At 69.0% G+C, this 26,202-nt stretch carries 27 protein-coding genes; 22 read left to right on the top strand and 5 right to left on the bottom strand.

The window, feature by feature from the left end:
• The first annotated feature begins 31 nt into the window (after window positions 1-31).
• From lepA to hemW, 4 genes are read left to right on the top strand one after another with little or no spacing between them, the layout of a single operon-like run.
• On the top strand, window positions 32-1,885 hold the full coding sequence (lepA, locus tag ACIPVN_RS01020) for a translation elongation factor 4 (protein ID WP_400438314.1): 1,854 nt from the start codon (window positions 32-34) through the stop codon (window positions 1,883-1,885).
• A 2-nt stretch (window positions 1,886-1,887) separates the two neighbouring features.
• Window positions 1,888-2,385 carry a DUF1990 family protein gene (locus ACIPVN_RS01025; protein ID WP_400438316.1) on the top strand — a complete coding sequence of 166 codons (498 nt, stop codon included), beginning with the start codon at window positions 1,888-1,890 and terminating at the stop codon, window positions 2,383-2,385.
• Between the two features lie 10 nt (window positions 2,386-2,395).
• Complete coding sequence (locus ACIPVN_RS01030) at window positions 2,396-3,049, top strand: DUF1990 family protein (RefSeq protein WP_400438318.1); 654 nt, start codon at window positions 2,396-2,398, stop codon at window positions 3,047-3,049.
• Entirely contained in the window at window positions 3,049-4,266 is a 1,218-nt protein-coding gene (gene hemW, locus ACIPVN_RS01035) for a radical SAM family heme chaperone HemW (protein WP_400438321.1), read from the top strand. Before ACIPVN_RS01030 ends, hemW begins: the two co-directional genes overlap by 1 nt.
• Before the next feature lie 15 nt (window positions 4,267-4,281).
• On the opposite strand, the gene ACIPVN_RS01040 is transcribed toward hemW, so the two are convergent.
• Window positions 4,282-5,703, bottom strand: a complete 1,422-nt coding sequence (locus ACIPVN_RS01040; RefSeq protein ID WP_400438323.1) for a carboxylesterase/lipase family protein — start codon at window positions 5,701-5,703, stop codon at window positions 4,282-4,284.
• A gap of 102 nt (window positions 5,704-5,805) precedes the next feature.
• Between ACIPVN_RS01040 and hrcA the strand changes: the two genes are divergently transcribed.
• The 11 genes from hrcA (at window position 5,806) to ACIPVN_RS01095 (ending at window position 14,904) form a co-directional block, all read left to right on the top strand.
• The gene (gene hrcA, locus ACIPVN_RS01045) at window positions 5,806-6,840 is read left to right on the top strand and encodes a heat-inducible transcriptional repressor HrcA (RefSeq protein WP_400438325.1); all 1,035 of its coding nucleotides are present in this window, start codon (window positions 5,806-5,808) and stop codon (window positions 6,838-6,840) included.
• A gap of 36 nt (window positions 6,841-6,876) precedes the next feature.
• Complete coding sequence (gene dnaJ, locus ACIPVN_RS01050; RefSeq protein WP_247956328.1) at window positions 6,877-7,992, top strand: molecular chaperone DnaJ; 1,116 nt, start codon at window positions 6,877-6,879, stop codon at window positions 7,990-7,992.
• Window positions 7,993-7,995: 3 nt separating this feature from the next.
• Window positions 7,996-8,724, top strand: a complete 729-nt coding sequence (locus ACIPVN_RS01055) for a 16S rRNA (uracil(1498)-N(3))-methyltransferase (protein WP_400438328.1) — start codon at window positions 7,996-7,998, stop codon at window positions 8,722-8,724.
• A gap of 42 nt (window positions 8,725-8,766) precedes the next feature.
• Window positions 8,767-9,117 carry a histidine triad nucleotide-binding protein gene (locus ACIPVN_RS01060; protein WP_400438330.1) on the top strand — a complete coding sequence of 117 codons (351 nt, stop codon included), beginning with the start codon at window positions 8,767-8,769 and terminating at the stop codon, window positions 9,115-9,117.
• A 91-nt stretch (window positions 9,118-9,208) separates the two neighbouring features.
• Window positions 9,209-10,231 carry a PhoH family protein gene (locus tag ACIPVN_RS01065; protein WP_400443271.1) on the top strand — a complete coding sequence of 341 codons (1,023 nt, stop codon included), beginning with the start codon at window positions 9,209-9,211 and terminating at the stop codon, window positions 10,229-10,231.
• The gene (gene ybeY, locus ACIPVN_RS01070) at window positions 10,228-10,686 is read left to right on the top strand and encodes an rRNA maturation RNase YbeY (protein ID WP_400438332.1); all 459 of its coding nucleotides are present in this window, start codon (window positions 10,228-10,230) and stop codon (window positions 10,684-10,686) included. The genes ACIPVN_RS01065 and ybeY overlap by 4 nt, the downstream gene beginning before the upstream one ends.
• Entirely contained in the window at window positions 10,683-11,984 is a 1,302-nt protein-coding gene (locus ACIPVN_RS01075; protein WP_400438334.1) for a hemolysin family protein, read from the top strand. The genes ybeY and ACIPVN_RS01075 overlap by 4 nt, the downstream gene beginning before the upstream one ends.
• On the top strand, window positions 11,977-12,873 hold the full coding sequence (era, locus tag ACIPVN_RS01080) for a GTPase Era (RefSeq protein ID WP_400438336.1): 897 nt from the start codon (window positions 11,977-11,979) through the stop codon (window positions 12,871-12,873). The genes ACIPVN_RS01075 and era overlap by 8 nt, the downstream gene beginning before the upstream one ends.
• A 54-nt stretch (window positions 12,874-12,927) precedes the next feature.
• On the top strand, window positions 12,928-13,452 hold the full coding sequence (locus ACIPVN_RS01085) for a sigma-70 family RNA polymerase sigma factor (RefSeq protein WP_400438337.1): 525 nt from the start codon (window positions 12,928-12,930) through the stop codon (window positions 13,450-13,452).
• Window positions 13,445-14,419, top strand: coding sequence for a hypothetical protein (locus ACIPVN_RS01090; protein ID WP_400438339.1), 975 nt, complete (start codon window positions 13,445-13,447; stop codon window positions 14,417-14,419). Before ACIPVN_RS01085 ends, ACIPVN_RS01090 begins: the two co-directional genes overlap by 8 nt.
• On the top strand, window positions 14,419-14,904 hold the full coding sequence (locus tag ACIPVN_RS01095; RefSeq protein WP_400438341.1) for a hypothetical protein: 486 nt from the start codon (window positions 14,419-14,421) through the stop codon (window positions 14,902-14,904). The genes ACIPVN_RS01090 and ACIPVN_RS01095 overlap by 1 nt, the downstream gene beginning before the upstream one ends.
• Window position 14,905: 1 nt before the next feature.
• Here ACIPVN_RS01095 and ACIPVN_RS01100 read toward each other — a convergent pair whose 3' ends face one another.
• On the bottom strand, window positions 14,906-15,565 hold the full coding sequence (locus tag ACIPVN_RS01100) for a hypothetical protein (protein ID WP_400438343.1): 660 nt from the start codon (window positions 15,563-15,565) through the stop codon (window positions 14,906-14,908).
• A gap of 189 nt (window positions 15,566-15,754) precedes the next feature.
• Here ACIPVN_RS01100 and leuA point away from each other — a divergent pair, with 189 nt between their 5' ends.
• Entirely contained in the window at window positions 15,755-17,509 is a 1,755-nt protein-coding gene (gene leuA / locus ACIPVN_RS01105; RefSeq protein WP_400438345.1) for a 2-isopropylmalate synthase, read from the top strand.
• A 142-nt stretch (window positions 17,510-17,651) separates the two neighbouring features.
• On the opposite strand, the gene ACIPVN_RS01110 is transcribed toward leuA, so the two are convergent.
• Entirely contained in the window at window positions 17,652-18,338 is a 687-nt protein-coding gene (locus ACIPVN_RS01110; protein WP_247622234.1) for a trimeric intracellular cation channel family protein, read from the bottom strand.
• 34 nt (window positions 18,339-18,372) lie between these two features.
• On the opposite strand from ACIPVN_RS01110, the gene recO reads away from it, so the two are divergent.
• Window positions 18,373-19,113 carry a DNA repair protein RecO gene (gene recO / locus ACIPVN_RS01115; protein ID WP_400438348.1) on the top strand — a complete coding sequence of 247 codons (741 nt, stop codon included), beginning with the start codon at window positions 18,373-18,375 and terminating at the stop codon, window positions 19,111-19,113.
• Window positions 19,110-19,913 carry an isoprenyl transferase gene (locus ACIPVN_RS01120; RefSeq protein ID WP_400438350.1) on the top strand — a complete coding sequence of 268 codons (804 nt, stop codon included), beginning with the start codon at window positions 19,110-19,112 and terminating at the stop codon, window positions 19,911-19,913. The genes recO and ACIPVN_RS01120 overlap by 4 nt, the downstream gene beginning before the upstream one ends.
• On the opposite strand, the gene ACIPVN_RS01125 is transcribed toward ACIPVN_RS01120, so the two are convergent.
• The gene (locus ACIPVN_RS01125) at window positions 19,853-20,464 is read right to left on the bottom strand and encodes an AAA family ATPase (protein WP_400438352.1); all 612 of its coding nucleotides are present in this window, start codon (window positions 20,462-20,464) and stop codon (window positions 19,853-19,855) included. The genes ACIPVN_RS01120 and ACIPVN_RS01125 overlap by 61 nt on opposite strands.
• 56 nt (window positions 20,465-20,520) lie before the next feature.
• Here ACIPVN_RS01125 and ACIPVN_RS01130 point away from each other — a divergent pair, with 56 nt between their 5' ends.
• Complete coding sequence (locus ACIPVN_RS01130; RefSeq protein WP_400438354.1) at window positions 20,521-21,225, top strand: DsbA family protein; 705 nt, start codon at window positions 20,521-20,523, stop codon at window positions 21,223-21,225.
• On the opposite strand, the gene ACIPVN_RS01135 is transcribed toward ACIPVN_RS01130, so the two are convergent.
• Window positions 21,222-21,713 carry a glutathione peroxidase gene (locus tag ACIPVN_RS01135; protein WP_247622239.1) on the bottom strand — a complete coding sequence of 164 codons (492 nt, stop codon included), beginning with the start codon at window positions 21,711-21,713 and terminating at the stop codon, window positions 21,222-21,224. The genes ACIPVN_RS01130 and ACIPVN_RS01135 overlap by 4 nt on opposite strands.
• Window positions 21,714-21,773: 60 nt before the next feature.
• Between ACIPVN_RS01135 and dusB the strand changes: the two genes are divergently transcribed.
• Genes dusB through dnaG form a run of 3 tightly spaced genes read left to right on the top strand, consistent with a single transcriptional unit; the run spans window position 21,774 to window position 26,174 of the window.
• A complete protein-coding gene (dusB, locus tag ACIPVN_RS01140) occupies window positions 21,774-22,928 on the top strand; it encodes a tRNA dihydrouridine synthase DusB (protein WP_400438356.1) in 1,155 nt (384 codons plus the stop codon).
• Window positions 22,921-24,312, top strand: coding sequence for a deoxyguanosinetriphosphate triphosphohydrolase (locus ACIPVN_RS01145; protein ID WP_400438358.1), 1,392 nt, complete (start codon window positions 22,921-22,923; stop codon window positions 24,310-24,312). Before dusB ends, ACIPVN_RS01145 begins: the two co-directional genes overlap by 8 nt.
• Window positions 24,312-26,174, top strand: a complete 1,863-nt coding sequence (gene dnaG, locus ACIPVN_RS01150) for a DNA primase (RefSeq protein ID WP_400438360.1) — start codon at window positions 24,312-24,314, stop codon at window positions 26,172-26,174. Before ACIPVN_RS01145 ends, dnaG begins: the two co-directional genes overlap by 1 nt.
• Window positions 26,175-26,202: the final 28 nt, after the last annotated feature.

Here is a 26,202-nt window from a genome sequence, read left to right on the forward strand (position 1 = left end):
TAGGCCTCCCTCACCGTAGAATCGACGCAACATGTCCCCACGCGCTCTCACCCCGCTTCAGCCTGCCGCGACGCCCGCGACGCAGATCCGCAATTTCTGCATCATCGCGCACATCGATCACGGCAAGTCGACCCTCGCCGATCGCATGCTGCAGATCACCGGTGTGGTCGCCGACCGCGACATGCGAGCGCAGTATCTCGACCGGATGGACATCGAGCGCGAGCGCGGCATCACGATCAAGAGCCAGGCCGTGCGCATGCCGTGGGAGATCGAGGGGCAGACCTTCGCGCTCAACATGATCGACACCCCCGGCCACGTCGACTTCACGTACGAGGTCTCCCGCTCGCTCGCCGCGTGCGAGGGCGCGATCCTGCTGGTCGATGCGGCGCAGGGCATCGAGGCGCAGACCCTCGCGAACCTCTACCTCGCGCTCGAGAACGATCTGCACATCATCCCGGTGCTGAACAAGATCGACCTGCCCGCGGCAGACCCCGACAAGTACGCCAAGGAGCTCGCGTCGCTCATCGGGGGCAAGCCGGAAGACGTCCTCCGCGTCTCGGGTAAGACGGGCGCCGGCGTCGAAGCCCTGCTCGACCGACTCGTGAACGAGATCCCCGCCCCGGTCGGCGACGCAGATGCCCCGGCGCGCGCGATGATCTTCGACTCGGTCTACGACGCCTATCGCGGCGTCGTCACCTATGTCCGCATGGTCGACGGCAGTCTGTCGCCGCGCGAGCGCATTCAGATGATGTCCACCGGCGCGAACCACGAGGCGCTCGAAGTCGGTGTGTCGAGCCCCGAGCCGATCCCGACCAAGGGACTCGGCGTCGGCGAGGTGGGATACCTCATCACGGGTGTGAAGGACGTGCGTCTGTCGAAGGTCGGCGACACCGTCACCTCCGCGCGCAAGCCGGCGACCGACGCCCTGGCCGGATACACCGACCCGAAGCCCATGGTCTTCTCGGGCATCTATCCCATCGACGGCAGCGATTACGCCGAGCTCCGCGAAGCGCTCGACAAGCTCAAGCTCTCGGATGCCTCCCTCCAGTACGAGCCGGAGACGTCGGTGGCCCTCGGTTTCGGTTTCCGCTGCGGCTTCCTCGGTCTGCTGCACCTCGAGATCATCACCGAGCGCCTCTCGCGCGAGTTCGGACTCGACCTCATCACGACGGCGCCGAGCGTGATCTACGAGGTGCTGACCTCCGACACCGGCGAGACGGTGACGGTCACGAACCCGAGCGAATACCCCGACGGCCGCATCGGCTCCGTGTCGGAACCGATCGTCAAGACCGCGATCCTCCTCCCGAAGGACTATGTCGGCACGGTCATGGAGCTCTGCCAGTCGCGTCGCGGCTCGCTGCTCGGCATGGAGTACTTCTCGGAGGAGCGCGTCGAGCTGCGCTACATGATGCCGCTCGGCGAGATCGTCTTCGACTTCTTCGACCAGCTCAAGTCCAAGACGCAGGGGTACGCGTCGCTCGACTACGAGCCCGCCGGTCAGCAGGAGGCCGACCTCGTGAAGGTCGACATCCTGCTCCAGGGCGAGAAGGTCGACGCGTTCAGCTCGATCGTCCACCGCGACAAGGCCTACGCCTACGGCACGATGATGGCCGAGCGTCTGCGCAAGCTCATCCCTCGCCAGCAGTTCGAGGTGCCGATCCAGGCGGCGATCGGTGCACGCATCATCGCTCGCGAGACCATCCGCGCCATCCGCAAGGACGTGCTGGCTAAGTGCTACGGCGGTGACATCACCCGTAAGCGCAAGCTCCTCGAGAAGCAGAAGGAGGGCAAGAAGCGGATGAAGATGGTCGGCCGCGTCGAGGTCCCCCAGGAGGCGTTCATCGCCGCGCTCTCGGGCGACGTCGAGGGCAAGGACAAGAAGTAGCGATGTCACTCCCGCCGTACATGCGCGGGATGACGCGCCACCCGATCGTCGACGTCCCGGCGGGGATGCGACTTTCCGAGCGCAGCATCCGGGTCGCACCGGAGGCGCAGGATGCCGTCCGCGGTCTGATCCGCTCCTGGGAGTTCAAGCGACGCGCCGGCTTCGACGGTCCTCGCGAGGCACCGTCCACCGGGCAGGAGGGCGTGCTGGCGAAGCGTGTGCTCGGCATCCGATTCTCCGAACCGATCCGGGTCGTGTGGGCGGATGAGCGGGGTTTCGGGTACGAGACGCGCCCGGGGCATCCGATCTACGGGGAGGAGTCGTTCGTGCTCGATGGCGGCGTGTTCACCGCTCGTTCGATCTCGCGCCCGTCGACCGTCGTGTGGTGGCTGCTGTCGCCCGCCCTGAGACTGATCCAGCGCCGCACCCACGCGCGTTACACCCGCATCGTCGCCGCAGCGGCGCGCGAGTGGGGTGTTCGTCCAGGCAACCGCCAGTAGGCTGGATCTCATGCGGCGCGGGAACTTCCGAGACGACACGGTGGACTATGCGGCCGTGGGTGCCACCCACGCGCCCGATCTGATGCAGTACCCGCCGGAGCGCAGCTTCCCGGCGGAGGAGTCCTGGCGCATCGGATCCGGAGCGGAGCGGTTCCAGACCGCCGGCGAAGCTCTGCTGTCGTGGACGGCGCAGCGGGCGGCCGGACTCGCGATCGAAGACGTGCGTCCCGCGCCCGGACCGGCATACGCCGGCGTGAGCTTCGACGCCGAGGGCAACCCGATCGCCCCGAGCAAGCGCGACGTCGAGCCCCGCTACGACGCCGAAGGGACTCCCTTCGTGGGCCCGGGCATGACGCTGCGCGTGCGCGGTCGTCTGTCGGGCATGCGGGCGGATGCCGAACTGCGCGTGATCTCGGTGACCGAGGAGGCTCGTCGTATCGGTTTCGTCCTCGGTACGGTCGGCGGCTCGGTCGTCAGCGGCGAGGAATCCTTCGACGTCGACTGGCGCGAGGACAACGACGAGGTCTGGTTCACGGTACGCGCGTTCGACGCCCCCAACTCCCTGCTTTACCGCACGGTGCCGCCGCTCGTGAAGCGTCGCCGTCGGGAGCTCTTCGCCCGCTATCTCCGGGCGATCTCCCCGCTCTACGCGACCCCCGTCTGATGGCGGGGCCCCTCCCTCTCGGCGATCCCGCACCGTCCGACGGCCGCCTGCCGGCCGATCTGCCGATCGATCCCTCGGTGCCCTTCTCGGCGTACCTCCACATACCGTTCTGTCGCGTGCGCTGCGGATACTGCGACTTCAACACCTACACCTCGAGCGAATTGCGCGGCGCCCGTCAGGAGGACTACGCCTCCACGCTCCTCGCCGAGATCGATCTCGCGCGACGCGTACTGGATGAGGCGGGTGCGCTGCGCCCGATGGACACGGTCTTCTTCGGCGGGGGAACGCCCACGCTGCTCCCGGCCGGCGACCTCGCGCTGATGCTCGGCGCCGCGGTCTCGGCCTTCGGGCTGGCCGAGGGCGCCGAGGTCACGGTCGAGGCCAACCCCGACACCGTCACCCCGGAGGTCGCCCGCACGCTCGCGGATGCCGGGGTGACGCGTCTCTCCATCGGCATGCAGTCGGCCGTGCCGCACGTGCTCGCCGCGCTCGACCGCACGCACGACCCCGAGAACGTGCGCACCGCCGTCGCCGCGGCGAAGGACGCGGGACTCGCGGTCAGCGTCGATCTGATCTACGGCGCGCCGGGCGAGTCGCTCGCCGACTGGGAGGCGTCTCTGGACGCGGCCCTCGACCTCGAATCCGACCACGTCTCGGCCTACGCACTCATCATCGAGGACGGCACGAAGCTCGCGCGCCAGATCCGCCGCGGCGAGGTGCCGATGCCAGATGACGATCTGCAGGCCGACATGTACGAGACGGCCGACCGCCGCCTCGCTGCGGCCGGCTTCGAGTGGTACGAGGTGAGCAACTGGGCTCGCAACGACGAACAGCGCTCGCGTCACAACCTCGCCTACTGGCGGGGGAGCGACTGGTGGGGCTTCGGGCCGGGTGCGCACAGCCACGTGGCCGGACTCCGCTGGTGGAACGTGAAGCATCCGGCGGCTTATGCGCAGCGGCTTTCGGCGTCCGATTCTCCGGCCGCCGGCACCGAACGCCCGGACGAGGGCGCGCGGATGCTCGAACGAGTGCTGCTGCAGAGCCGTCTCGTCGAGGGCATCGCCGTCTCCGACCTGCCGGCGGGCAATCGCGCCAACGTCGCGGGTCTCATCGCCGACGGGCTCGTCGACGCCCGCGCCGCCGTGCAGGGACGGGTGCAGCTGACATTGCGCGGACGGCTCCTGGCCGATGCGGTCGTGCGCGCACTCACCGACTGACGCGCGGCATCGCCGTCATCTCCGAATCGGGAGCAGGTCCAGTCCGGCGGTGCGCCGCTGGGGGAGAGTGCCGCTCGTCGTGTCGAACACCCGAGTCGTGCGGTCGGCGCCGTACGCCGGCCATCCGGGCGCACCGGTGGTGACGAAAGAGACCCAGGCGGAGTGCATCTCATCGGCGAGAGCCTGGGGCGCGTCAGCGCCCGCGAGGCGCTGCGCCTCGGCATCCGCCAGACGATCGAAGACGAATCCGAGCTCCAGGGCGTGCGCGGCGCGCAGGTCGCGCACCGGACTCGGCCACGCGAACTCGTAGACGAAGGTGAGCGCGGGGCGGGCGCGGGCGGCGCGGGAGAGCGGTGCGCGCAGCAGGAGATCGGTCGCCAGCTGTCCGAAGATCTCGCCCGTGGGGGCCTCGGGGAAGGCCTTCCGGTACGCCGATACCGCTCTGCGCGGGATTCCCAGGGCCAGACGAGCGATGAAGAGCCTGAGCGGGCGGATCTCGCCGAGGGCCTCGGGCGTGAACCAGAGCCGGTACTCGTCGGTGTTGCTGCCGATGAGCAGCGGCGTGTCGATCGTCGGCAGAACCTCGTGAGGCGAGCGGGGGAGGCTGTCGGGATCGATCGCGAACTGGAACGCCGGCGCTCCGCCCAACGGCGACGAACCCGCCGACTGCGCGCGGCGCGCCTCGAGCAGCGCTTCGGGAGGGACCGAGGCGAACGACGCACGGTCGGTGCGGATGCCGAGCCGCTTCGCGAGAGCAGCGGTCACCCGTCCGGCCTTCTGCGGCGGCTGCGCCTCCAGCGGACCGGACTCGATGATCGCACGCGCAATGAGGGCGCGGGAGTCGTCACGCGCGAGGAGTCCCGCGACGATGGCGCCTCCGGCCGATTCACCCATGACGGTGATGCGTGCGGGATCGCCGCCGAACGCACCGATCTCGCGATGCACCCATTCGAGAGCCGCGGCCGCGTCCCGCAGGCCGAGATTGCGAGGGGCATCGTCGAGTACCGAGAAGCCCTCCGATCCGAGGCGGTAGTTGATCGAGACGAAGACGATTCCTGCGGCGGCGAAGCCGGCCCCGTCGTAGAGCGGAAGGGCGGCGGTGCCTCGCTCGAGCGCGCCGCCGTGGATCCACAGCAGCACCGGGGCGCCCTCGGCATCCGCCGGAGCCCAGACGTTGGCGGTGAGGATGTCGTCGCCGTCGATACTGACCGAACCGAGCAGCTCGCCGATCGACCCCGCATACGGAAGCTGCGGCGCCGTGGGTCCGAACGCGAGGGCCGGGCGCACGCCCTCCCACGCCGTCACCGGCTGCGGCGCCCGGAACCGGTTCACGCCGAAGGGAGGGGCGGCGTACGGGATGCCGAGGAAGCGGAAGAGTCCGCCCTCGCTCGATCCCTCGACGACTCCGGTGGACAGCTCGACGGCGGGGGCGGTCATGGTCGTCATCCTAGGGCGGAGCCGCGGCGTCCGACGAGAGGAGCCGCCGGCGGGGTAGGATTGGCACTCTGAACGTCCGAGTGCCAACGGAAGGGAAGGGTGATGGTCACCGAGCGAGGACTCCAGGTTCTCCGCGCGATCGTGCAGGACTACGTCGAGACCCACGAACCCGTCGGCAGCCGCTCCATCGTGGACCGCCACTCCTTCGGAGTCTCGGCGGCGACCATCCGCAACGACATGGCGCTGCTCGAGGATGAGGAGCTCATCACCGCTCCGCACACGTCGTCCGGCCGCGTGCCCACCGACAAGGGGTATCGCGTCTTCGTCAATCATCTCGCCCAGCTGCGCCCCCTCTCGACCGCGCAGCGGACGGCGATCGAATCGTTCCTGGCGGCGCCGAGCGATCTCGACGATCTGATGGTGCGCACCGTGCGGGTGCTCACACAGCTGACGGGCCAGGTCGCGCTCGCGCAGTACCCCTCGTTCGCCCGTGCGCACCTCACCCACATCGAACTCGTGCCGCTCGCCCCGAGCCGCATGCTCGTCGTGCTCGTCACCGACGCCGGCGGCGTCTCGCAGCGGATGGCCCCGCTGCCGATCGAGATCGACGAGGGCGACACGATCATGCTCCGCGCGCGGCTCTCCGCACTGCTCACAGGGCAGGCCGTCAGCGACGCGGCCGAGCGTCTGCAGACGCTGCTGGCGACGCCCGAGGCCGCACCCGGCGATGCCGCGCTGCGGGCTCTCGCCACGGTGATCGTCGACGAACTGGGCACGTTCCGTCAGGAGCGTCTGGTGATGGCCGGAGCCGCGACGCTCGCGCGTCGTGAGCAGGACTTCCGCGGAAGCATCCATCCGCTGCTCGAGGCGATCGAGGAGCAGGTGACGCTCCTGCGGCTCATGAGCGAGATGGTCACAGACGAGCACGGCCTCGCGGCCAGCATCGGCACCGAGAACGCGCCGTTCGGTCTGGGCGAGGCGTCGATCGTCGCGAGCAACTACGCCGCCCCCAGCGGCACGGCGCGGGTCGGCGTGATGGGGCCGACGCGCATGGACTACCCGAGCAATCTCGCGGCGGCGCGGGCCGTCGCCCGCTACCTGACGCGGATGCTCGACGAAGACGAGACGAGCCGCTGAGCGGCCGTCGACGAGGAACAACCCAGAAAGGCGATCGTGGCGGACCACTATGAGGTTCTCGGGGTGTCCCGGGACGCTTCCACCGACGAGATCAAGAAGGCGTACCGTCGTCTCGCGCGTCAGCTGCACCCGGACGTGAATCCGGGTGAGGACGCGGCGGAGAAGTTCAAGCTGGTCACGCACGCGTACGACGTGCTCAGCGACGACGATTCCCGCCGCCGCTACGACATGGGCGGCGGAGACGGCGCCGCCGGGAACTTCGGCGGAGGGTTCGGCGGATTCGGCGACATCTTCGAGACGTTCTTCGGCGCGGGACAGGGCGGAGGGCGTGCGCGCCCTCGTTCCCGCCGTGAGCGGGGTCAGGATGCGCTCGTGCGGGTCACGCTCGATCTCGGCGACGTCGTCTTCGGCGCGCATCGCGACATCGAGGTCGATACGGCGGTGCTCTGCGAGACGTGTCAGGGCTCCTGCTGCCAGGAGGGCACGTCGCCCGTCACCTGCGACATCTGCGGCGGTTCGGGACACGTCCAGCGCACGGTGCGCAGCCTGCTCGGCAACGTCGTCACCTCGCAGCCCTGCGGCACGTGCGAAGGCTACGGCACGACCATCCCGTACCCGTGCGGAACGTGCGGCGGTCAGGGGCGCGTGCGTTCGCGTCGTACCGTCTCGCTCGACATCCCCGCCGGTGTCGAGACCGGTCTGCGTCTGCAGCTGCCCGGATCCGGAGAGGTCGGCAAGGCCGGCGGCCCGAACGGCGACCTGTACGTCGAGGTCACGGTCAACCCGCACGCGGCGTTCAGCCGTGACGGGGACGACCTGCTCGCGACGCTCGAGGTGTCGATGACCGATGCGATCCTCGGTACGGAGACCTCGATTCAGGGTCTCGACGGCGCCGTCGATCTCGAGGTGCGCGCCGGCGTGCAGTCCGGAGACGTGCTCACGATCAAGGGACGCGGCATCACGCCGCTGCGTGGTTCGCAGCGGGGCGACCTGCGCGTCGGCGTGCAGGTGGTGACTCCGACCAAGCTCGACTCCGCGCAGCGGGCGCTCATCGAGGACTTCGCGAAGAAGGCGAAGGCTCCGGGGCCGCAGCTGGCGCAGTTCCAGCAGGGTCTCTTCTCCAAGCTCCGCGACCGCTTCCGCACGCACTGAGCCATGGCGCTGCACTTCCTCGTCGAAACGTCGTCGGATGCCGGAACCGGCGACCTCGTATCGCTGACCGGCGCCGAGGCGAAGCATGCGGCGGTCGTCCGTCGGCTCCGCGTGGGGGAGCAGGTCACGATCGGCGACGGTCGGGGCGTCTGGCTCCACGGTGTCGCCGAGGAGGTCGCCCCTGCGCGAGTGGACGTGCGGATCGCCGACCGGTCCGTGCACCCGTCGCCGACCCCGCGCATCGTCCTCGCACAGGCACTCGCGAAGGGTGACCGCGACGAACTCGCGGTGCAGGCGGCCTGCGAGCTGGGTGTCGACGAGATCGTGCCCTGGCAGGCGAGCCGGAGCGTCTCCCGGTGGGAGGGCCCCAAGGCCGTCAAGGGGCGGGAGCGCTGGGCGAGCATCGTGCGCGAGGCAGCCAAACAGGCTCATCGTCCGTGGGTCCCCGAGGTCGCGGCCCCGGCGAGCACGGGGGAGCTGGCGGCACGAGCGAGCGCGGAGCGCGTGCTGATCCTCGACCCGTCGGCGACGACGCGGCTGTCGGAGATCACCGCGGACGACCGCGACATCGTGCTGGTCGTCGGTCCCGAAGGCGGCGTCTCGGACGACGAGATCGCCCGGCTGACCGCGGCGGGCGCCGAGCGGGTGCTGCTGGGAGACACGGTCCTGCGCACCTCGACGGCCGGCCCCGCGGCGATCGCGGTGCTCTCCGTCGCCCTCCGGCGCTGGTGAGCGCACCGCCGCGCCGTCGGACCCCGCCGCTAGACTGGAAACATGAGCGAACCCTCGATCTTCACGCGCATCCTGAACGGTGAGATCCCCGCAGAGGTCCTCGGTGAGACCGAACGCGTGTTCGCCATCCGTGACATCGCCCCCCAGGCGCCGGTCCACCTCCTGGTGATCCCGAAGACCGCGGAGTACCGCGACGTCGCCGAGGTCGCGTCGGGCGATCCCACGCTGCTCGCCGAGATGGTCTCCTTCGCGAAGGAGCTCGCCGCGCAGCACACCGACGACGGCGACTACCGCCTCGTCTTCAACTCCGGCCCGAATGCCGGACAGACCGTGTTCCACGTCCACGCCCACGTGCTGGGTGGGGGACTGACCGAGAAGAGTGTCGGTGCCTGAAAACCACGACCAGAGCCCTGAGATCCCGGAGCGCCGCAGCGGAGCACCTGCTCCGGAGTCCGTGGAGAAGATCTACGCCGACGGTGTCGCGATGGTGCAACTGCTCGGTCCGCAGGACCGACTGCTGCGGATGCTCGAGAAGGAGCACCGCGATGTGCAGGTACTCGTGCGGGGCAACGAGATCACGCTGAGCGGTGCGGCATCGGCGGTCGCCGCGGCCAAGACGCTCGTCGAGGAGCTGCTCCAGATGACCCGGGGCGGCACCGACCTCGCGCCCAGCGACGTCAGCAGCTCCGCCCGGATGCTGCGCGACGGCGGCCCGCGTCCGAGCGAGGTTCTCGGAGAGGCGATCCTGTCGACACGTGGCAAGGTCATCCGCCCGAAAACCCTCGGACAGAAGGAGTACGTCGACGCGATCGAGGAGAACACGATCGTCTTCGGCATCGGTCCCGCCGGAACGGGCAAGACCTACCTGGCGATGGCCAAAGCGGTGCAGGCGCTGCAGCGCAAGGAGGTCACCCGGATCATCCTCACCCGTCCCGCCGTCGAGGCGGGCGAGCGCCTGGGCTTCCTGCCCGGCACCCTGACCGACAAGATCGACCCCTATCTGCGACCGCTCTACGACGCGCTCAACGAGATGATGGACCCCGAGATCGTGCCGCGCCTCATGGCGACGGGAACGATCGAGGTCGCGCCGCTCGCCTACATGCGCGGTCGCACGCTCAACGACTCGTTCGTGGTGCTCGACGAGGCGCAGAACACCACCCCCGAGCAGATGAAGATGTTCCTGACGCGACTCGGCTTCGGCACGAAGATGGTCGTCACCGGCGACATCACCCAGGTCGACCTCCCGCAGGGCTCGTCCGGCCTGCGCACGGTGACGCGCGTGCTCGGCGACATCGATGACATCCACTTCTCCCGACTGACCAGCGACGACGTGGTGCGCCATTCGCTCGTCGGCCGCATCGTCGACGCGTACAGCGAGTACGACGAGAAGCGCACGGCGCAGCGGTTCGAGCGCGAGCAGGCCGCCGAGTTCGCGAACCGCGCCGACCGCCGCGGCGCGCAACGACCCGGTCCCCGTGACCGCATGCCGAAACGAGGCCTCTCATGATCGAGATCAACAACGAGTCGGCGATCGACGTCGACGAGACCGTGCTGCAGCGGTTGACCGACCACAATCTCGCTCAGCTGCACGTGAGTGCGGATGCCGAGGTGGCGATCGTCCTCGTCGACGAGGGTGCCATGGAGGCGCTGCACGTGCAGTGGATGGATGAGCCCGGCCCCACCGATGTGCTCAGCTTCCCGATGGACGAGCTGCGCCCGGGCACCGAGGACCGCCCGACCGCTCCCGGGCTGCTCGGAGACATCGTGCTCTGCCCGCAGGTCGCCGAGGCGCAGGCCCAGGCCGCCGGCCACACCCTGATGGACGAGCTCATCCTGCTCACCACGCACGGTCTGCTCCATCTGCTCGGCTTCGACCATGCCGAGCCCGACGAGGAGCGTGAGATGTTCGGCCTGCAGAAAGAGCTCATCCAGAGCTTCGCCGCGGCCGAGCGTCGGCGATGACGCTCGTCGCCATCTCCCTCCTCGCCGCCGCCGTCCTCCTCGTCGCCTTCGGCGGCCTGATGTCGGCGATCGACGCCGCTTTCGGCGTGCGGTCGCGCGCAGACCTCGAGGAGATGGGCGCCGAGGGGCGCAACGCCGCTCAGCTCGCCCGGATCGCCGCCGATCCCGACGCGCACGTCAACTCCGTCGCCTTCATCCGCGTGCTCGCCGAGGTGACGGCGGCCGTGCTCGTCACGGTCGCGTTCACCTCGCTGTTCGACAACATCTGGTGGGCGATGCTCGCCGCCGCGGTGCTCATGACCGGTATCACCTTCGTGCTGGTCGGTGCGAGCCCGCGCACGGTCGGGCGCCACCGTGCCGACGGACTGCTGCGTACGAATGCCCCGATCGTCCGCGGCCTGCGCATCATCCTGGGACCGATCGCGCAGGGGCTCGTACTCCTCGGCAACCGCGTGACGCCGGGCACCGGACGCAGCTCCTTCTCGTCCGAGGAGCAGTTGCTCAGCATGGTCGACGAGGCCGCGTCGAACGACCTCATCGAGGCCGACGACCGCGACCTCATCCACTCCGTCTTCGATTTCACCGACCAGTTCGTGCGAGCGGTCATGGTGCCGCGCACCGAGATGGTCACGGTCGATGCCACGGCGTCGACCAGCGAGGCGATGGAACTTTTCCTCAACCGGGGGGTGTCGCGCATGCCCGTGGTCGACGACGAGGCGGACGACGTGGTGGGTGTGCTCTACCTCAAGGATCTCGTGCAGTTCGCCTATCGCGACGAGGGCGCCTGGCGCGGAGCGTCCATCCGCCCGATCTCGCGCCCCGCGACGTTCGTGCCCGAGTCGATGCGCGCCGAGACGCTCCTGCAGCAGATGAAGCGCGATGCGGTGCACGTGTGTCTGGTGATCGACGAGCACGGCGGGATCTCGGGACTCGTGACGCTCGAAGACCTCATCGAGGAGCTCGTCGGTGAGATCTCGGACGAGTACGATCGGGTATCCGCCGAATTCTTCGACCTGGGCGACGGGCGCTACCGCGTGAGCTCCCGCCTCTCGCTCGAAGACGTCGGCGACCTGTTCGGGCTCGAGCTGGAAGACGACGACGTCGACTCGATCGGCGGTCTCCTCGGCAAGGCGCTCGGGCAGGTCCCGCAGCCCGGCGCGACGGCCGTCGTCGATGGGCTGGTCCTGACGGGCGGAGCGTCCCGGGGACGCGGTAGAGGGATCGCCACGGTGTTCGTGGAGAGAGCAGCGCGTGGCGAGGATGCTGCGGACGATGAAGGAGAACGACACGATGACTGAGCAGAACCGAAGCGGGTTCGTGACCTTCGTCGGCCGGCCGAACGTCGGGAAGTCGACTCTCACGAACGCCCTGGTCGGCGAGAAGATCGCGATCACCAGCGAGAAGCCGCAGACGACCCGGCGTGCGATCCGTGGCATCCTCAACCGTCCCGACGGCCAGCTCGTGATCGTCGACACCCCGGGAATCCACAAGCCGCGGACGCTCCTCGGCGAACGTCTGAACGATCTCGTCGAGCAGGTGCTCGGCGACGTCGACGTGATCGGCTTCTGCGTTCCGGCCACCGAGAGGATCGGCCCGGGCGATCGGCGGATCGCCGCCTCGCTCGACGGGTATCCGCGGGCGAAGAAGGTCGCGATCGTGACGAAGACGGATGCCGCGGGACGCGACGAGATCACCGAGCGGCTTCTCGAGGTCGATGCGCTGCGCGAGGACTGGGCCGCCGTGGTTCCCCTCTCTGCGCTCACGCGCGATCAGCTCGACGTGCTCTCGGATCAGATCCTCGCCCTCATGCCCACGGGCCCGGCGCTGTACCCCGAGGGCATCACGACCGACGAGTCGCAGGACGACCGGATCGCGGAGTACATCCGCGAGGCCGCGCTCGAGGGCGTGCGCGACGAACTGCCCCACTCGATCGCCGTGGTGGTCGACGAGGTGGCCCCGCGCGAGGGCAGTGACCTCACCGACGTGCACGCATCGATCATCGTCGAGCGTGACAGCCAGAAGGCGATCATCATCGGTCACAAGGGCAAGCGCCTCCGCGACGTCGGTGCGCGCGCACGCGCACAGGTCGAGGAACTCCTCGGCACCCGAGTGTTCCTCGCCCTCCACGTGAAGGTCGCGAAGGAGTGGCAGCGCGACCCGAAGCAGCTGGGCCGGCTCGGGTTCTGACATGACTTCCCGAGGGACCCGGGCGGCGTACGCGGGACCGCCGCCGCCGAGCGCATGATAGCCGGCGGCGACGACCCGAAATCGCTGCGGGACGAAGTCTTCTCCACGGTCTTCGACGCCCACTGGGCGGCGGTGCGTCACCACATCGAAGGCGTCGTCGTCGATGACGCCGAGGTGACCCAGATCGTCTCGGAGGTGTTCGTGACGGCCTGGGCGCGGCTGAATCCACGAAAGCCGATGGGGCGCGTGTGGCTCCTGCGCGCCGCCGATCGTGCGCTGCGGGCGCGATCGCACGGCGCGAGCACCCGGTCGAGTGCGGCGGCGGCGGTGCACGAGGGGATACGTGGTGCGCGGGACGAGGGGGATGCGACCGAGCAGGCGGCCGTCCTGCGTGCTCTCTCTGTACTCCCGGCCCGCGAGAGGCGTATCATCGTGCTCACGTACTGGGACGGGTTGTCGGTGGGGGAGATCGCCGAAATCGCGCGGATCTCCGTGGCCCGTGTGCGCAAGACGCTGCTCCGCGCGCAGGCACACGTGCGCGAAGCGCTGAGATCGGAGGGGGTGATCGTCGATGACTGACAGTGCTCTGCTCGAGCGCGTGCTCACCGACGCCGACCCGGCGCGCACACCGCGGGAGTCCCCGCCCGACCGGCGAGCCATCGCGATGCGGGATCGGATCCTGCGTGATTCGCGAGCCCCGCGCCAGCGCCGCGCGGTCGTCGCCGGATGGGCGTCGGGTCTCACCGTCGCCGCGGCATCCGCCGTCGTCGCGGTCGCCGTCATGGTTCCGCAGAACGCAGCCGTCGCCGGCACGCCCCTCCCGCTCGAGTTCGATGCCGGCGGGACGGCCCCTCAGATCCTCGACGACGCGCAGGCCGCACTCGCGACGAGTGCCGGACCCGCCGAGGCCGAACGCGTCGTCCGGACCGCATCGTGGTCGTTCGCCGTCGACATGGGCACCCGTGAGACCGAGGTCGTGCCCCAGCTCGTGACGACGACCTGGAATCCGGATCTGTCCGGCCGAACGGTCGCGATCGAGGGCGTGCCCTACGATCCCGCGGATGCCGCCGCGAACGTCGGCTCCGAGATCTCGAGCAGCGGCGAGGTCGCGTGGGAGCTCGACATGGCACCCGGGGAGTTCGCCGCGCCCGTCGTCGACATGCCCGCGGCGACGCCGGAGAACATGCGGGCAGTGCTCGAGGCCTACTGGCTGCCGAGCGATCCGACCGGCTTCGACGTCGTCGCCGCCATCAGTTCGGCCAAGGGTCAGTGGACGCTCACGAACGCCCAGGAGTCCGAGATGCTCGGCATCCTGGAGCAGGTGCCGGGGGTCGAGGCGCTGGGTACCTCGACCGATCGACTGGAGCGACCCGTGACCGCGCTGCGTGTGCCGTCACCGGACGGCACCTCGAGCGATGTCGTCCTGCTCTCCGCAGACACCGGGCGCATCGTCGGCGTCGAACGCACGAACCTCCGCGACAACGAGGCGTTCGCCGCGGGTGCCATCATCTCCTACCAGGTCTGGGACATCGAAGGGATTCTGTGATGAGATCTCCCCGCGCCGTGCTCTCGGCCCTGATCGTCGCGGGTCTGTTCGTGGTCGCCGCCCCTGCTGCGGCTTCCGCTGCGACCGGCGGAGACGATGTCGATCCTCAGATCGCGCAGATGCTCGACGAGATTCCCGGCGGTGTGCTGATCGACGCGAATCGCGCGGTCTGGCCGGCGCTCGACATGGAGGTCACGGTCCCGTCGGTCACGGCCGGGTTCTCCGCCCGAGCAGCCGTGGGAAACTGCGCGACCGGACGGATCTGCGCCTTCAGTGCCGGCTCGCTGTCAGGCACGAGCGTGTCCTGGGGAACGTGCGGAACGCTCACGGTGCCGAGCGGTTTCGTGCCCCGATCGCTCGCCAATGCCCGGAGCTCCGGCTTCGCCCAGGCGCGCAACAGTGCGGGCGGCGTGCTCGCGACGGCCAACGCGGGTGGATGGGTGAACGTCGGCGGCACGGCGAAGACGGTTCGCTGCGTGCTCTGAGCTAAGAAGCGTCGTATTCGGTGAGCGCGGGCAGGACGATGACCGTGCCGTCGCCGTACTCCGCGTCGACCGCCCGCTGGAGCTGCCCGTCGTCCCAGACGACCTGCACCCAGAGGTAGCCGCGTTCGGTCCAGAGGGCCAGTGCTTCGGTCCCGAGCCGCGCGCTCAGATCGTCCTGGATCTCCGTCAGCTCGGCGGCGGTCGCATCTCCCTCGACGCCTCCGGTCGGATCGTCGGGCCGCACCGGGTCGTGCAGCGCCAGTAGCGCAGGCGGATCGGTCAGCGAGATGCTCTCGCCGTCGTACAGTCCGGTGACGGCGTAGGAACCCCAGATCGTTCCTCCGCTGGTCTCGCTTCCGTCGACGCCCTCCCAGCTCCATCCGACGACCGGCACGCCGGTGCACTGCGGAGGATACGACTCGGCGACCGCGCCCAGACACAGCTGGACGTCGCCGTCGACGTCGAGCACCGTGCCCGTGCCGAGCACGCGCCCCTTCGGTGGCTCGGTGACGATGCCCGAGAAGTCGTGCATCTGTGGCTCGGCGCTGCTCGTCGGTGTCTCGCCGGCGCCGGGACCCGTCGCGCATGCAACCAGGGTCGACGCCAGCGCCGTCGCGACGGCAGCGGACCAGAAGCGACGGTGACGCAGAGGTGTGCTCATACCCACCAGTGTCGCGGAGGCGGCGTTCGTCTCACGTGCACAGCCGACGGGGCATCCTGCTAGCATGACCACATGCCTTTCGGCGGTCTGCTTCTTCTTAGCTGCCGCGACGAGTCCTGAGAGCTAGGGCCTTCCTCGTCGCGGCGCTTGTGTTGGCCCGTACATTCTGACGAAGAGAAGAAGCCCATCATGCAGAACACGCAGCGTCCCTCCGGGATGCCGATCCACAAGTATCGGCCGTTCCACGAGCAGATCACCGTCGACCTCCCGGACCGCACCTGGCCCGATGCCCGCATCACGACCGCACCGCGCTGGTGCGCCGTCGATCTCCGTGACGGCAACCAGGCCCTCATCGACCCGATGTCGCCCGAGCGCAAGCGCGTGATGTTCGAGCTCCTGGTGAACATGGGGTACAAGGAGATCGAGGTCGGATTCCCGTCGGCCAGCCAGACCGACTTCGATTTCGTGCGCCAGCTGATCGAAGAGGATCTGATCCCCGATGACGTCACGATCCAGGTGCTGACCCAGGCGCGCGAGCACCTGATCGAGCGCACCTACGAGTCGATCGCCGGTGCCAAGCAGGCCATCGTCCACCTCTACAACTCGACGAGCGTGCTCCAGCGCGAGGTCGTCTTCCGCACCGACAAGCAGGGCATCATCGACATCGCCCTCGAGGGTGCGCGACTCTGCCGTGAGTTCGAGAAGCGCATCCCCGAGACGACGGTCTACTACGAGTACTCGCCCGAGAGCTACACCGGCACCGAACTCGAGTTCGCCGCCGACATCTGCAATCAGGTGATCGAGGTCTTCGAGCCGACCCCCGACCGCAAGGTCATCATCAACCTGCCTGCCACGGTCGAGATGGCGTCGCCGAACGTCTACGCCGATTCGATCGAGTGGATGAGCCGGAACCTGAACCACCGCGAGAACGTGATCCTCTCGCTTCACCCGCACAACGACCGCGGAACCGCCATCGCCGCGGCTGAGCTCGGCTACATGGCCGGCGCCGATCGTATCGAGGGATGCCTGTTCGGCAACGGGGAGCGCACGGGGAACGTCGACATCGTTGCGCTCGGCATCAACCTGTTCACGCAGGGCATCGACCCGCAGATCGATTTCAGCGACATCGATCAGGTCAAGCGCACGGTCGAGTACTGCAACCAGCTGCCGGTGCCCGAGCGCAGCCCCTGGGCCGGGGACCTGGTCTTCACCGCGTTCAGCGGGTCGCACCAGGACGCGATCAAGAAGGGTTTCGAGGCGATGGCCGTGCGGGCCGACGCCGAGGGCGTCACGGTCGACGACATCGAATGGGCCGTGCCCTACCTGCCGATCGATCCGAAGGATCTCGGCCGCTCCTACGAGGCCGTGATCCGCGTCAACTCGCAGTCCGGCAAGGGCGGCGTCGCATACCTGCTGAAGGCCGACCACGCGATCGACCTGCCGCGCAAGCTGCAGATCGAGTTTTCGGGCGTCGTCCAGACGAAGACGGATGCCGAGGGCGGCGAGGTCACGAGCGATCAGATCTGGTCGATCTTCAACGACGAGTACCTCCCGGCGAACGATGCCGAGGCCAAGTGGGGCCGATTCGAGCTCCTCTCGACGCAGACCAGGAGCGACATGTCGGGTGACGTGGTGCTCGACGTCACCCTCCGCGACGACGACCGCCAGGTGGCCGTCGCGGGGAACGGCAACGGACCGATCGCCGCCTTCATCGAGGTGCTGCGGGCGCAGGGCTTCGACATCACGCTCTACGACTACGTCGAGCACGCTCTCAGCGCCGGCGGCGACGCGCAGGCCGCGGCCTACGTCGAACTGCAGATCGGCGATCAGCGGCTGTGGGGCGTCGGCATCGACGGCGACATCTCGACCGCGTCGCTCAAGGCGATCGTCTCGGGTGTGAACCGCTCGATCCGCGCTCGGCAGGCTGAGCTCGCCGCCGTCTGATCGGCAGCTCGTTCGCTGAGCAGAGTCGGTCGCTGACCACCACTGGGTCGCTCACCCGCACGGGGCCGCTGAGCCTGTCGAAGCGTCGAAAAGGCCCTTCGACAGGCTCAGGAGCCCATTCTCGTTCAGCCGCTGCGTCGCCTCAGGGCTTGACGATCGGGATCGCCCCGGTCTCGGCGGCGACCTTGCGGCGGTAGAGGCGCCGCTGCTCGGGCAGCGAGACGTCGAAGCTCACCGCGAGCACGCGGATCACCGCGGTGACGGCGATGCCGATGACCGCCGCGAGGGGGATCGACATGCCGAGGGCGTGCGCGATGACGATGAACGCGCATCCTCCGCCTGCGGCCACGGCGTACAGCGAGCCGACGTGCATGATCGCGGTCGGCAGGCCCATGAGCATGTCGCGCAGCACGCTGCCGCCGACCGCTGCGCAGACGCCGATGAAGACGGCGGGAACCTCGGGGATGCCGAGGGCGAGGGCCTTGCTCGTGCCGAAGGCGCCGAACATGCCGATCACGATCGCGTCGAGCCCGACGATCACTTTGTTCAGACGCGTGAAGAGCCCGGCGAGCAGCATCCCGAAGAGCGCGGCGCCCGTCGCCGTCACGAGATACCACTGGTTCTGCAGCGTCGCGGGGGTCTGCCCGAGCAGGATGTCGCGGATGAGACCGCCGCCCATCCCGATCATGATCCCGATGATCGCGACGCCGAGCCAGTCGAGGCGTCGCTGACCCTGGAAACCGGAGGCGAAGAGGGCTCCCTGGACGCCGCCGAGCCCGACGCCCAGCAGATCCGCCCAGAACGGGATGATGAAGAGCGGTTCGGTCACCCGTCCATTGTCCCGCACGGAGGATAATCGAGGGATGCCCACCTATCGAGACGAAGCGGTGATCCTGCGCACCCACAAGCTGGGGGAGGCGGATCGCATCGTCACGATGCTCTCGCGGCAGCACGGCAAGATCCGCGCGGTCGCGAAAGGCGTGCGGCGCACGTCGTCGAAGTTCGGCTCGCGGCTCGAGCCGTTCATGGTCGCCGACGTGCAGCTCTACCAGGGGCGATCGCTCGACATCGTGCAGCAGGCGGAGTCGCTCGGCTCCTACGGCGCCGACATCGTCGCTCACTACGAGCGCTTCACCACCGCCAACGCGATGGTCGAGACCGCCGATCGGTTGAGCGATGCCGAGGCGACTCCCGACCAGTACCTCCTGCTCGTCGGCGGTCTGCGGGCGCTGTCGCGTGGCGAGCACGCCCCCCGCAGCATCCTCGACTCCTACCTTCTGCGCGTCATGGCGCTGTCGGGGTGGGCGCCCTCGTTCGGCGAGTGCGCCAGATGCGGCACTCCCGGCCCGCACTCGACGTTCGTCGTGCAACTGGGCGGTCTGGTGTGCACGTCGTGCGCGCCGGCGGGCAGCCCGCGCATCGGCGAGAAGGCGCTGGGTCTGCTGCGCTCCCTGATGGCGGGGGAGTGGGATGCCGTGGATGCGGCATCCGCTGCCGATACCGCGAGCGCTTCCGGCCTCATCAGCGCCTACGCCCAATGGCACCTCGAGCGCGGCATCCGCTCGCTCGCGCACGTATCCGACATTCCCGGAGGAGCACGGTGACCCCGAAGCCCTACACGCACAAGGACGCCGTCGCATACCGTCCCCTCGACTGGACCGGCGTGCACCCGCCGGCGTTCCGCGCGGTCCCCCAGCACGTGGCGATCGTCATGGACGGCAACGGGCGCTGGGCGAATCGCCGAGGGCTGAGCCGCGTGGAGGGTCACAAGGCCGGTGAGGAGGTGCTGCTCGACGTCGTCGCCGGTGCCATCCAGGCGGGGGTCACGCACCTCTCGGTCTACGCGTTCTCGACCGAGAACTGGGCACGCTCGCCCGAGGAGGTGCGCTTCCTCATGGGGTACAACCGCGACGTGCTGCACCGGCGCCGTGATCAGCTCAACGAGTGGGGTGTGCGCGTGCGCTGGGCGGGGCGCAAGCCCCGGCTGTGGGGCAGCGTGATCAAGGAGCTGCAGTATGCCGAGCAGCTCACGAAGGACAACGACGTGCTCACGCTCACCATGTGCGTGAACTACGGCGGACGCGTGGAACTCGTCGACGCGATGCGCTCGATCGCGGCGGACGTCGCGGCCGGCCGGGTGAAGCCGAATGCGATCACCGAGAAGATGATCCGTCGCAACCTCTACGTGCCGGACATGCCGGACGTCGACCTCTTCCTCCGCAGCTCGGGCGAGCAGCGCACGTCGAACTTCCTGCTCTGGGAGTCGGCATACGCCGAGATGGTCTTCCTCGACACGCTGTGGCCGGATTTCTCACGCGAGGAACTCTGGCGGGCGATCGGCATCTACCTCTCCCGTGATCGTCGCTTCGGCGGGGCCATCGACACGCCCGACGCCTCGGCCTGAGCGCGCAGCCACCGCTCCGCCTCGCGCGGATGCCGCAGGCGCACGATCGTGAGGTGCGGGAACTCCGCGGCGGCCACCGGCATCCGCTCCGCCCACTTGCCGAGCGTCGCCGTCTGCCAGGCGAGGAGGTTCTCCTCGGGTGAGCGGCGGAACATCTTCCAGATCGGCTTCTCGACGTTGCCGTTCCAGAGGCGCGTGCGCAGGATGCTGCGGCCGATCGTGCGGCGCAGTAGACGCGACCTCACCACGTGGTACGGGTAGTCCAGCCAGATGGCGAGATCAGCGCGGGGCGTCAGGATGTCGTCGGTGCCCTTGCTCGTGTACTGCCATTCGGTGACCCACCGATCCTCGGACGCGAAGGCGCGGACGTCGTCGAGGAACTCCGGCCGCGGAGTCCACTCCGGACCGTGGAAGAGCGCGTCGATCTCGACGTGGCGCAGCCCCCAGAGTCGGGCGACGCGCCCGGCGAGGGTGGTCTTTCCGGAGCCCGTGACCCCCGCGACCAGCACGCGCCGCGGCACGCGAGGGAGCGGATCGTCGGCGGAGAGCATCCGTCGATCCTAGCGGCGCCGGAATACGGGGTCGGGCGATGGGGTTGGATGAGGATGTGAGCGAACCCATCTCCATCGACATCTGGTCCGACATCGCCTGCCCGTGGTGCTACATCGGTAAGCGCAATCTCGAGAAGGGGCTCGAAGCCGTCGCCGGTGACGAAGACGCCCCGCAGGTGAACGTCACCTTCCATTCGTTCGAACTCTCGCCCGACACCCCCGTCGACTTCGACGGCGACGAGATCGACTTCCTCGCAGGCCACAAGGGCATGCCGCGCGACCAGGTCGAGCAGATGCTCTCCAACGTCACCGGCGTCGCCGAGAAAGCGGGCCTCCAGTACCGTTTCGACCTGCTGCAGCACACCAACACCGTCAAGGCGCACGAGCTGCTGCACTTCGCCAAGGCGCAGGGCCTCCAGCACGAGTTGGAGGAGCGCCTGATGTCGGCGTACTTCACCGAGGGCAAGCACGTGGGGCGCATCGACGACCTGGTCGAGCTGGCCGTCGAGGTGGGTCTCGAGGCGGATGCCGCACGGGCGGCGCTCGAGAGCGAGCAGTACCTGCCCGCCGTCCGCCAGGACCAGGCGCAGGCGCGTGCCTACGGCATCCAGGGCGTTCCGTTCTTCGTGATCGACGGGCAGTACGGCATCAGCGGTGCCCAGCCGCCGGCCGCGTTCGAGAACGTGCTGCGCGACCTCTGGTCGCAGCGCGGCGAGTCCGCACCCGGGGACGACGCGGAGGCCGAAACCGCCGCCGTCTAGCGCGTGAGTGCGCCCTCGATGGCGCTCACGATCGCGGGGTCGTCCGGCTTCTGCTTCGGCCGGAACCGGAGGACCTCGCCATCGGGCAACACCAGGAACTTCTCGAAGTTCCACTCCACACGCCCGGCCTTGCCGTTCGCGTCGGGCGTCTCCTTCAGAGCCTTGAAGAGCTCGGCCGCATTGCGCCCGTTGACCTTGACCTTGTCGTTCACCGGGAAGGTGACGCCGTAGGTGGTCGAGCAGAACTCCGTGATCTGCTCCACCGAGCCGGGCTCCTGCAGGAACTGGTTGCTCGGGAAGCCCACCACGCTGAAGCCGCGGTCGCCGTACAGGCGCTGCAACTCCTCGAGCTGCTCGTACTGCGGGGTAAGTCCGCACTTCGACGCGACGTTCACCACCAGCAGCACATCGGCGCCGAGGTCATCGAGGGTCTTCTCGTTGCCCTGCGCATCGGTGAAGGGGATCGAACGGAGCGCGGAATCGGTCATACCCCACAGCTTAGGTCGATGGGGCACCACGGGCTCCGCGTCTGGGAGAATGGTCAGGACATGACTCTCGCCACCGCATCCGCGCGCACGCTTCGCATCGGTCCCATCGACCTCGACGTGCCGGTGGTCCTCGCGCCCATGGCCGGGATCACGAACACCGCCTTCCGTCGCCTGTGCCGTGAGTACGGTGCCGGCCTCTATGTCAGCGAGATGATCACCTCGCGCGCGCTCGTCGAGCGCAACGAGACGACGATGCGCCTGATCCGCCATCACGAGAGCGAGACGCCCCGGTCGATCCAGCTCTACGGCGTCGATCCGAAGACGATCTCCGAAGCCGTGCGCATCATCGTCGCCGAGGACCACGCCGATCACATCGACCTGAACTTCGGATGCCCCGTACCCAAGGTGACGCGCAAGGGCGGGGGAGCAGCACTGCCCTGGAAGAGCTCGCTCTTCGCCGACATCGTCACGCAGGCCGTGAAGGCCGCGGGAGACGTGCCGCTCACGGTGAAGATGCGCAAGGGGATCGATCCCGAACATCTCACCTTCCTCGACGCCGGGCGCGCGGCAGAAGACGCGGGGGTCGCCGCAGTCGCCCTGCACGCCCGCACCGCGAGCGAGTTCTACTCGGGCAACGCCGATTGGAACGCGATCGGCGAACTCAAGCACGCGGTCACCAGCATCCCGGTGCTCGGCAACGGCGACATCTGGTCGGCCGACGACGCCGTGCGCATGATGGCGCAGACCGACTGCGACGGTGTGGTCGTCGGGCGCGGGTGCCTCGGGCGCCCCTGGCTCTTCGGCGAACTGGCCGCCGCCTTCGGCGCCGAGAGCCACCCCGTCGACGCGACCCTCGGATTCGTGGCCGATGCATTCCGTCGGCACGCCGAACTGCTCGTCGAGTTCTTCGAGGACGAGGACCGCGGATGCCGCGACGTGCGCAAACACGTGGCCTGGTACTTCAAGGGGTACCCGGTGGGAGGCGACATCCGCACCGGACTCGCGACGGCGTCGAGCCTGGCCGAGATCGACGACCTGCTCGGCCGTCTCGACCACACCGCGCCGTATCCCGGCGCGGATGCCGAGGGGCAGCGCGGCCGCGCCGGCCGCCCCAAGCGCCCGGCGCTTCCGGACAAGTGGCTCGAATCGCGCGAGATCGCGGCATCGGCATCGGAGATGATGCGCGGAGCAGAGATCGAGAACAGCGGTGGGTGACGCCGTCACGCCGGCGCGTGCACCCCGAGGCGACGGGTACGACCCGCGCGATGCCGAGCGCTTCTTCGCCGAGACGCATCGTTCGGAGCGCGACGATTTCGCCCGTGACCGGGCGCGGGTGCTGCACTCGGCGGCACTGCGTCGACTCGCCGCCAAGACCCAGGTGCTGAGCCCCGCGAGTACGGCCGACTTCGCCCGTAACCGGCTCACCCACTCTCTCGAGGTGGCGCAGGTGGGGCGCGAACTCGCGACCGCCCTGGGGGTCTCGGCCGACGTCGTCGACACTGCCTGCCTCAGTCATGATCTCGGGCATCCGCCCTTCGGGCACAACGGTGAGCGTGCGCTCAACGAATGGGCGGCCGACATCGGCGGCTTCGAGGGCAACGCGCAGTCGCTGCGCATCCTCACCCGCCTCGAGGCGAAGGTGCTCGACGACGACGAGCGCTCCGTCGGACTCAACCTCACGCGTGCGAGTCTCGATGCCACGTGCAAGTACCCCTGGACGGTCGACAGCCCGGTGCCCGATCCCGGCGGCCGACTGAAGTTCGGTGTGTACCCCGAGGACGAAGCCGTCTTCCGCTGGATGCGCGAGGGAGCGCCGGGGCGGCTGCGCTGCATCGAGGCCGAGATCATGGATCTCTCCGACGACATCGGGTACTCGGTGCACGACTTCGAGGATGCGATCGTCAACGGCTACCTCGACGTCGCCCAGCTCTCGGATCCGACGCAGCACGACGCACTGCTCGGGCGGATCCAGCAGTGGGTGGGATACGACTTCACGCGCGAGGAGCTGGCAGACGCGCTCTACCGGCTCTCGTCGCAGTCGATGTGGCTCTCGTCGTTCGACCGCAGCCGCCAGTCGCTCGCGCGTCTGAAGAACCTGACGAGCGACCTGATCGGGCGCTTCGCCCGCGCGGCCGTGTCGGCGACACGCGAGGCGTACGGCAGCAAGGCTCTGGTGCGCTACAACGCGCACGTCGTCGTGCCGCGTGTCGTGGAGGCCGAGATCGCCGTGCTCAAGGGCATCATGGGCCAGGCCATCGTGACGATCGAGGCTCGCAAGGGCGTCTACAAAGAGCAGCGTCGGGTGCTCACCCGTCTCGCCGACGCGCTCTGGCAGACCGACACGCTGTGGTCGTCGGGCGCCGATGTGCTCGAGCCGGCGTTCGCGGCGGACTTCCGTGACGCCGACACCGACGATCAGCGCGCCCGCGTCATCGTCGACCAGATCGCGAGCCTGACCGACCAGAGCGCCATCGATTGGCACAACCGCCTCGTGGGCGAGATCGACCCCGCCGAGGTCGGCATCTGGACCCCCCGTCACGCACGCCCCGGGGCGCGCGCGCACGCCGAGAGGTCGACCGTCGTCGAAGGAGCCCGCTGATGCCCCGCATCCGCCAGGCCGACGTCGACGAGGTCAAGTCGCGCACGAACATCGCCGACATCGTGGGGGAGCGCGTCGCTCTGAAGTCCGCCGGTGTGGGATCGCTCAAAGGGCTCTGCCCGTTCCACGACGAGAAGAGCCCGAGCTTCCACGTACGCCCGCAGGTGGGGTACTACCACTGCTTCGGGTGCGGTGAGTCCGGAGACGTGTACTCCTTCCTGCGCGAGATGGATCACGTGAGCTTCACCGAAGCGGTGGAGCGGCTCGCGGGTCGCATCGGCTACACCCTCCACTACGAAGACGGCGGCGCGGCCCCCGAGACCAGCGGTCGGAGTCGGCTCTACGCCGCGAACACCGCTGCGGCCGAGTTCTTCCGCGCGCAGTTGCTGTCGGCCGACGCCGAGGCGGGCCGGCGGTTCCTGGGCGAGCGCGGGTTCGACGCGGGCGCTGCCGCGCACTTCGGCGTGGGCTTCGCGCCGCGCGGATGGGACGGGATGCTCAAGGCGCTGACGGCACAGGGCTTCACGCGCGAGGAGCTCAGTACCGCGGGTCTGGTCTCCACCGGGCAGCGCGGCGTCTACGACAGGTTCCGTGGGCGTCTGGTCTGGCCGATCCGCGACGTGTCCGGTCAGACGATCGGGTTCGGCGCGCGCAAGCTCTTCGACGACGACCAGGGGCCGAAATACCTCAACACCCCCGAGACGCCGATCTACAAGAAGGCGCAGGTGCTCTACGGTCTCGATCTCGCCAAGCGCGACATCTCCCGCGGCGATCCGCGGCGCGTCGTCGTCGTCGAGGGGTACACCGACGTCATGGCGTGCCATCTCGCCGGCCTGACGACGGCGGTGGCGACCTGCGGAACGGCCTTCGGCGCCGAACACATCAAGGTATTGCGCCGGGTGATGGGCGACGACAATGCCTCGGGCGAAGTGGTGTTCACGTTCGACGGCGACGAGGCGGGGCAGAAGGCGGCGTTGCGCGCGTTCACCGAGGACGACCGCTTCAACGCGCAGACCTTCGTGGCAGTGGCGCCCGACAGCCTCGATCCCTGCGATCTCCGACTGCAGCGCGGAGACGCCGCCGTGCGCGGCCTGATGGACGCCAAGGTTCCGATGTTCGAGTTCGCGATCGATCGCAAACTCGCCGGCTTCGACCTGGCGACCGTGGAGGGGCGCGTCGGCGCCCTGCGTGCGGCCGCTCCGATCGTGGCCGAGATCCGTGATCGTCTGCTGCGCCCGGGGTACGAGCGGGTGCTCGCCCGCCGTCTGGGTATGGATCCGACCGAGGTGCACACCGAGGTGGAGCGCTCGGCGCGCGGCGCGTCGCAGGCGGCTCCGTCGCGGCGTGAGGCGGTGACGTCGGGCGCGGGGGAGGGCGCGGCATCCGCAATGGCACCGGTGACGCTTGCGAGCCTGCCGCGCTCGGCCGATGTCGCGGTGGAGCGCGATGCGCTGATGGGCGCGCTGCAGTACGGTCACCAGATCGACCAGACGCTTCTCTCGCGGGCGCTCGGTGCCCCCCTGCGCACTCCGGCCCTCGATGCCGTGCGCGAGGCCGTGGCCGCCGCTGCCGACCGTACGCGGGCGGGGTGGGCCACGGATGCCGTCAACAGCGTGCGCGAGCCGTACCGTTCGCTCGCGGGGGAGCTGCTGATGATGCCGTTCCCCGCGCGCAACGAGGAAGGCGCCGTGGCCAGCACGACCGATCTCGCGCGACGCCTCATCATGCGGCAGCTCGAGAGTGAGAAGCAAGAGCTTCTGGGCGCGGTCCAGCGGGTGCCCGCCGACTCCGATGGAGGTCGAGCGCTCCGCATGCGATTGCGCGACATCGACATCGAGCGTCAGCGGTTCGTCGAGTCGTAACGCCCCACCGCCGCCGGGGGAGGGCAGG

It is taken from the genome of Microbacterium sp. NPDC090003, from assembly GCF_044748385.1.
Lineage (GTDB): Bacteria > Actinomycetota > Actinomycetes > Actinomycetales > Microbacteriaceae > Microbacterium.

Excerpts from the sequence above, each read along its gene's own strand:
- recO (WP_400438348.1), top strand. The coding sequence starts at position 18,373 with ATGCCCACCTATCGAGACGAAGCGGTGATCCTGCGCACCCACAAGCTG.
- dnaG (WP_400438360.1), top strand. The coding sequence starts at position 24,312 with ATGCCCCGCATCCGCCAGGCCGACGTCGACGAGGTCAAGTCGCGCACG.
- ACIPVN_RS01055 (WP_400438328.1), top strand. The coding sequence starts at position 7,996 with ATGGCGCTGCACTTCCTCGTCGAAACGTCGTCGGATGCCGGAACCGGC.
- ACIPVN_RS01100 (WP_400438343.1), bottom strand. The coding sequence starts at position 15,565 with ATGAGCACACCTCTGCGTCACCGTCGCTTCTGGTCCGCTGCCGTCGCG.
- ACIPVN_RS01095 (WP_400438341.1), top strand. The coding sequence starts at position 14,419 with ATGAGATCTCCCCGCGCCGTGCTCTCGGCCCTGATCGTCGCGGGTCTG.
- dusB (WP_400438356.1), top strand. The coding sequence starts at position 21,774 with ATGACTCTCGCCACCGCATCCGCGCGCACGCTTCGCATCGGTCCCATC.
- ACIPVN_RS01085 (WP_400438337.1), top strand. The coding sequence starts at position 12,928 with ATGATAGCCGGCGGCGACGACCCGAAATCGCTGCGGGACGAAGTCTTC.
- hemW (WP_400438321.1), top strand. The coding sequence starts at position 3,049 with ATGGCGGGGCCCCTCCCTCTCGGCGATCCCGCACCGTCCGACGGCCGC.
- ACIPVN_RS01075 (WP_400438334.1), top strand. The coding sequence starts at position 10,683 with ATGACGCTCGTCGCCATCTCCCTCCTCGCCGCCGCCGTCCTCCTCGTC.
- ACIPVN_RS01135 (WP_247622239.1), bottom strand. The coding sequence starts at position 21,713 with ATGACCGATTCCGCGCTCCGTTCGATCCCCTTCACCGATGCGCAGGGC.
- ACIPVN_RS01060 (WP_400438330.1), top strand. The coding sequence starts at position 8,767 with ATGAGCGAACCCTCGATCTTCACGCGCATCCTGAACGGTGAGATCCCC.
- hrcA (WP_400438325.1), top strand. The coding sequence starts at position 5,806 with ATGGTCACCGAGCGAGGACTCCAGGTTCTCCGCGCGATCGTGCAGGAC.
- ACIPVN_RS01065 (WP_400443271.1), top strand. The coding sequence starts at position 9,209 with ATGGTGCAACTGCTCGGTCCGCAGGACCGACTGCTGCGGATGCTCGAG.
- ACIPVN_RS01125 (WP_400438352.1), bottom strand. The coding sequence starts at position 20,464 with ATGCTCTCCGCCGACGATCCGCTCCCTCGCGTGCCGCGGCGCGTGCTG.
- ybeY (WP_400438332.1), top strand. The coding sequence starts at position 10,228 with ATGATCGAGATCAACAACGAGTCGGCGATCGACGTCGACGAGACCGTG.
- ACIPVN_RS01090 (WP_400438339.1), top strand. The coding sequence starts at position 13,445 with ATGACTGACAGTGCTCTGCTCGAGCGCGTGCTCACCGACGCCGACCCG.
- ACIPVN_RS01025 (WP_400438316.1), top strand. The coding sequence starts at position 1,888 with ATGTCACTCCCGCCGTACATGCGCGGGATGACGCGCCACCCGATCGTC.
- lepA (WP_400438314.1), top strand. The coding sequence starts at position 32 with ATGTCCCCACGCGCTCTCACCCCGCTTCAGCCTGCCGCGACGCCCGCG.
- leuA (WP_400438345.1), top strand. The coding sequence starts at position 15,755 with ATGCAGAACACGCAGCGTCCCTCCGGGATGCCGATCCACAAGTATCGG.
- ACIPVN_RS01030 (WP_400438318.1), top strand. The coding sequence starts at position 2,396 with ATGCGGCGCGGGAACTTCCGAGACGACACGGTGGACTATGCGGCCGTG.
- era (WP_400438336.1), top strand. The coding sequence starts at position 11,977 with ATGACTGAGCAGAACCGAAGCGGGTTCGTGACCTTCGTCGGCCGGCCG.
- ACIPVN_RS01040 (WP_400438323.1), bottom strand. The coding sequence starts at position 5,703 with ATGACCGCCCCCGCCGTCGAGCTGTCCACCGGAGTCGTCGAGGGATCG.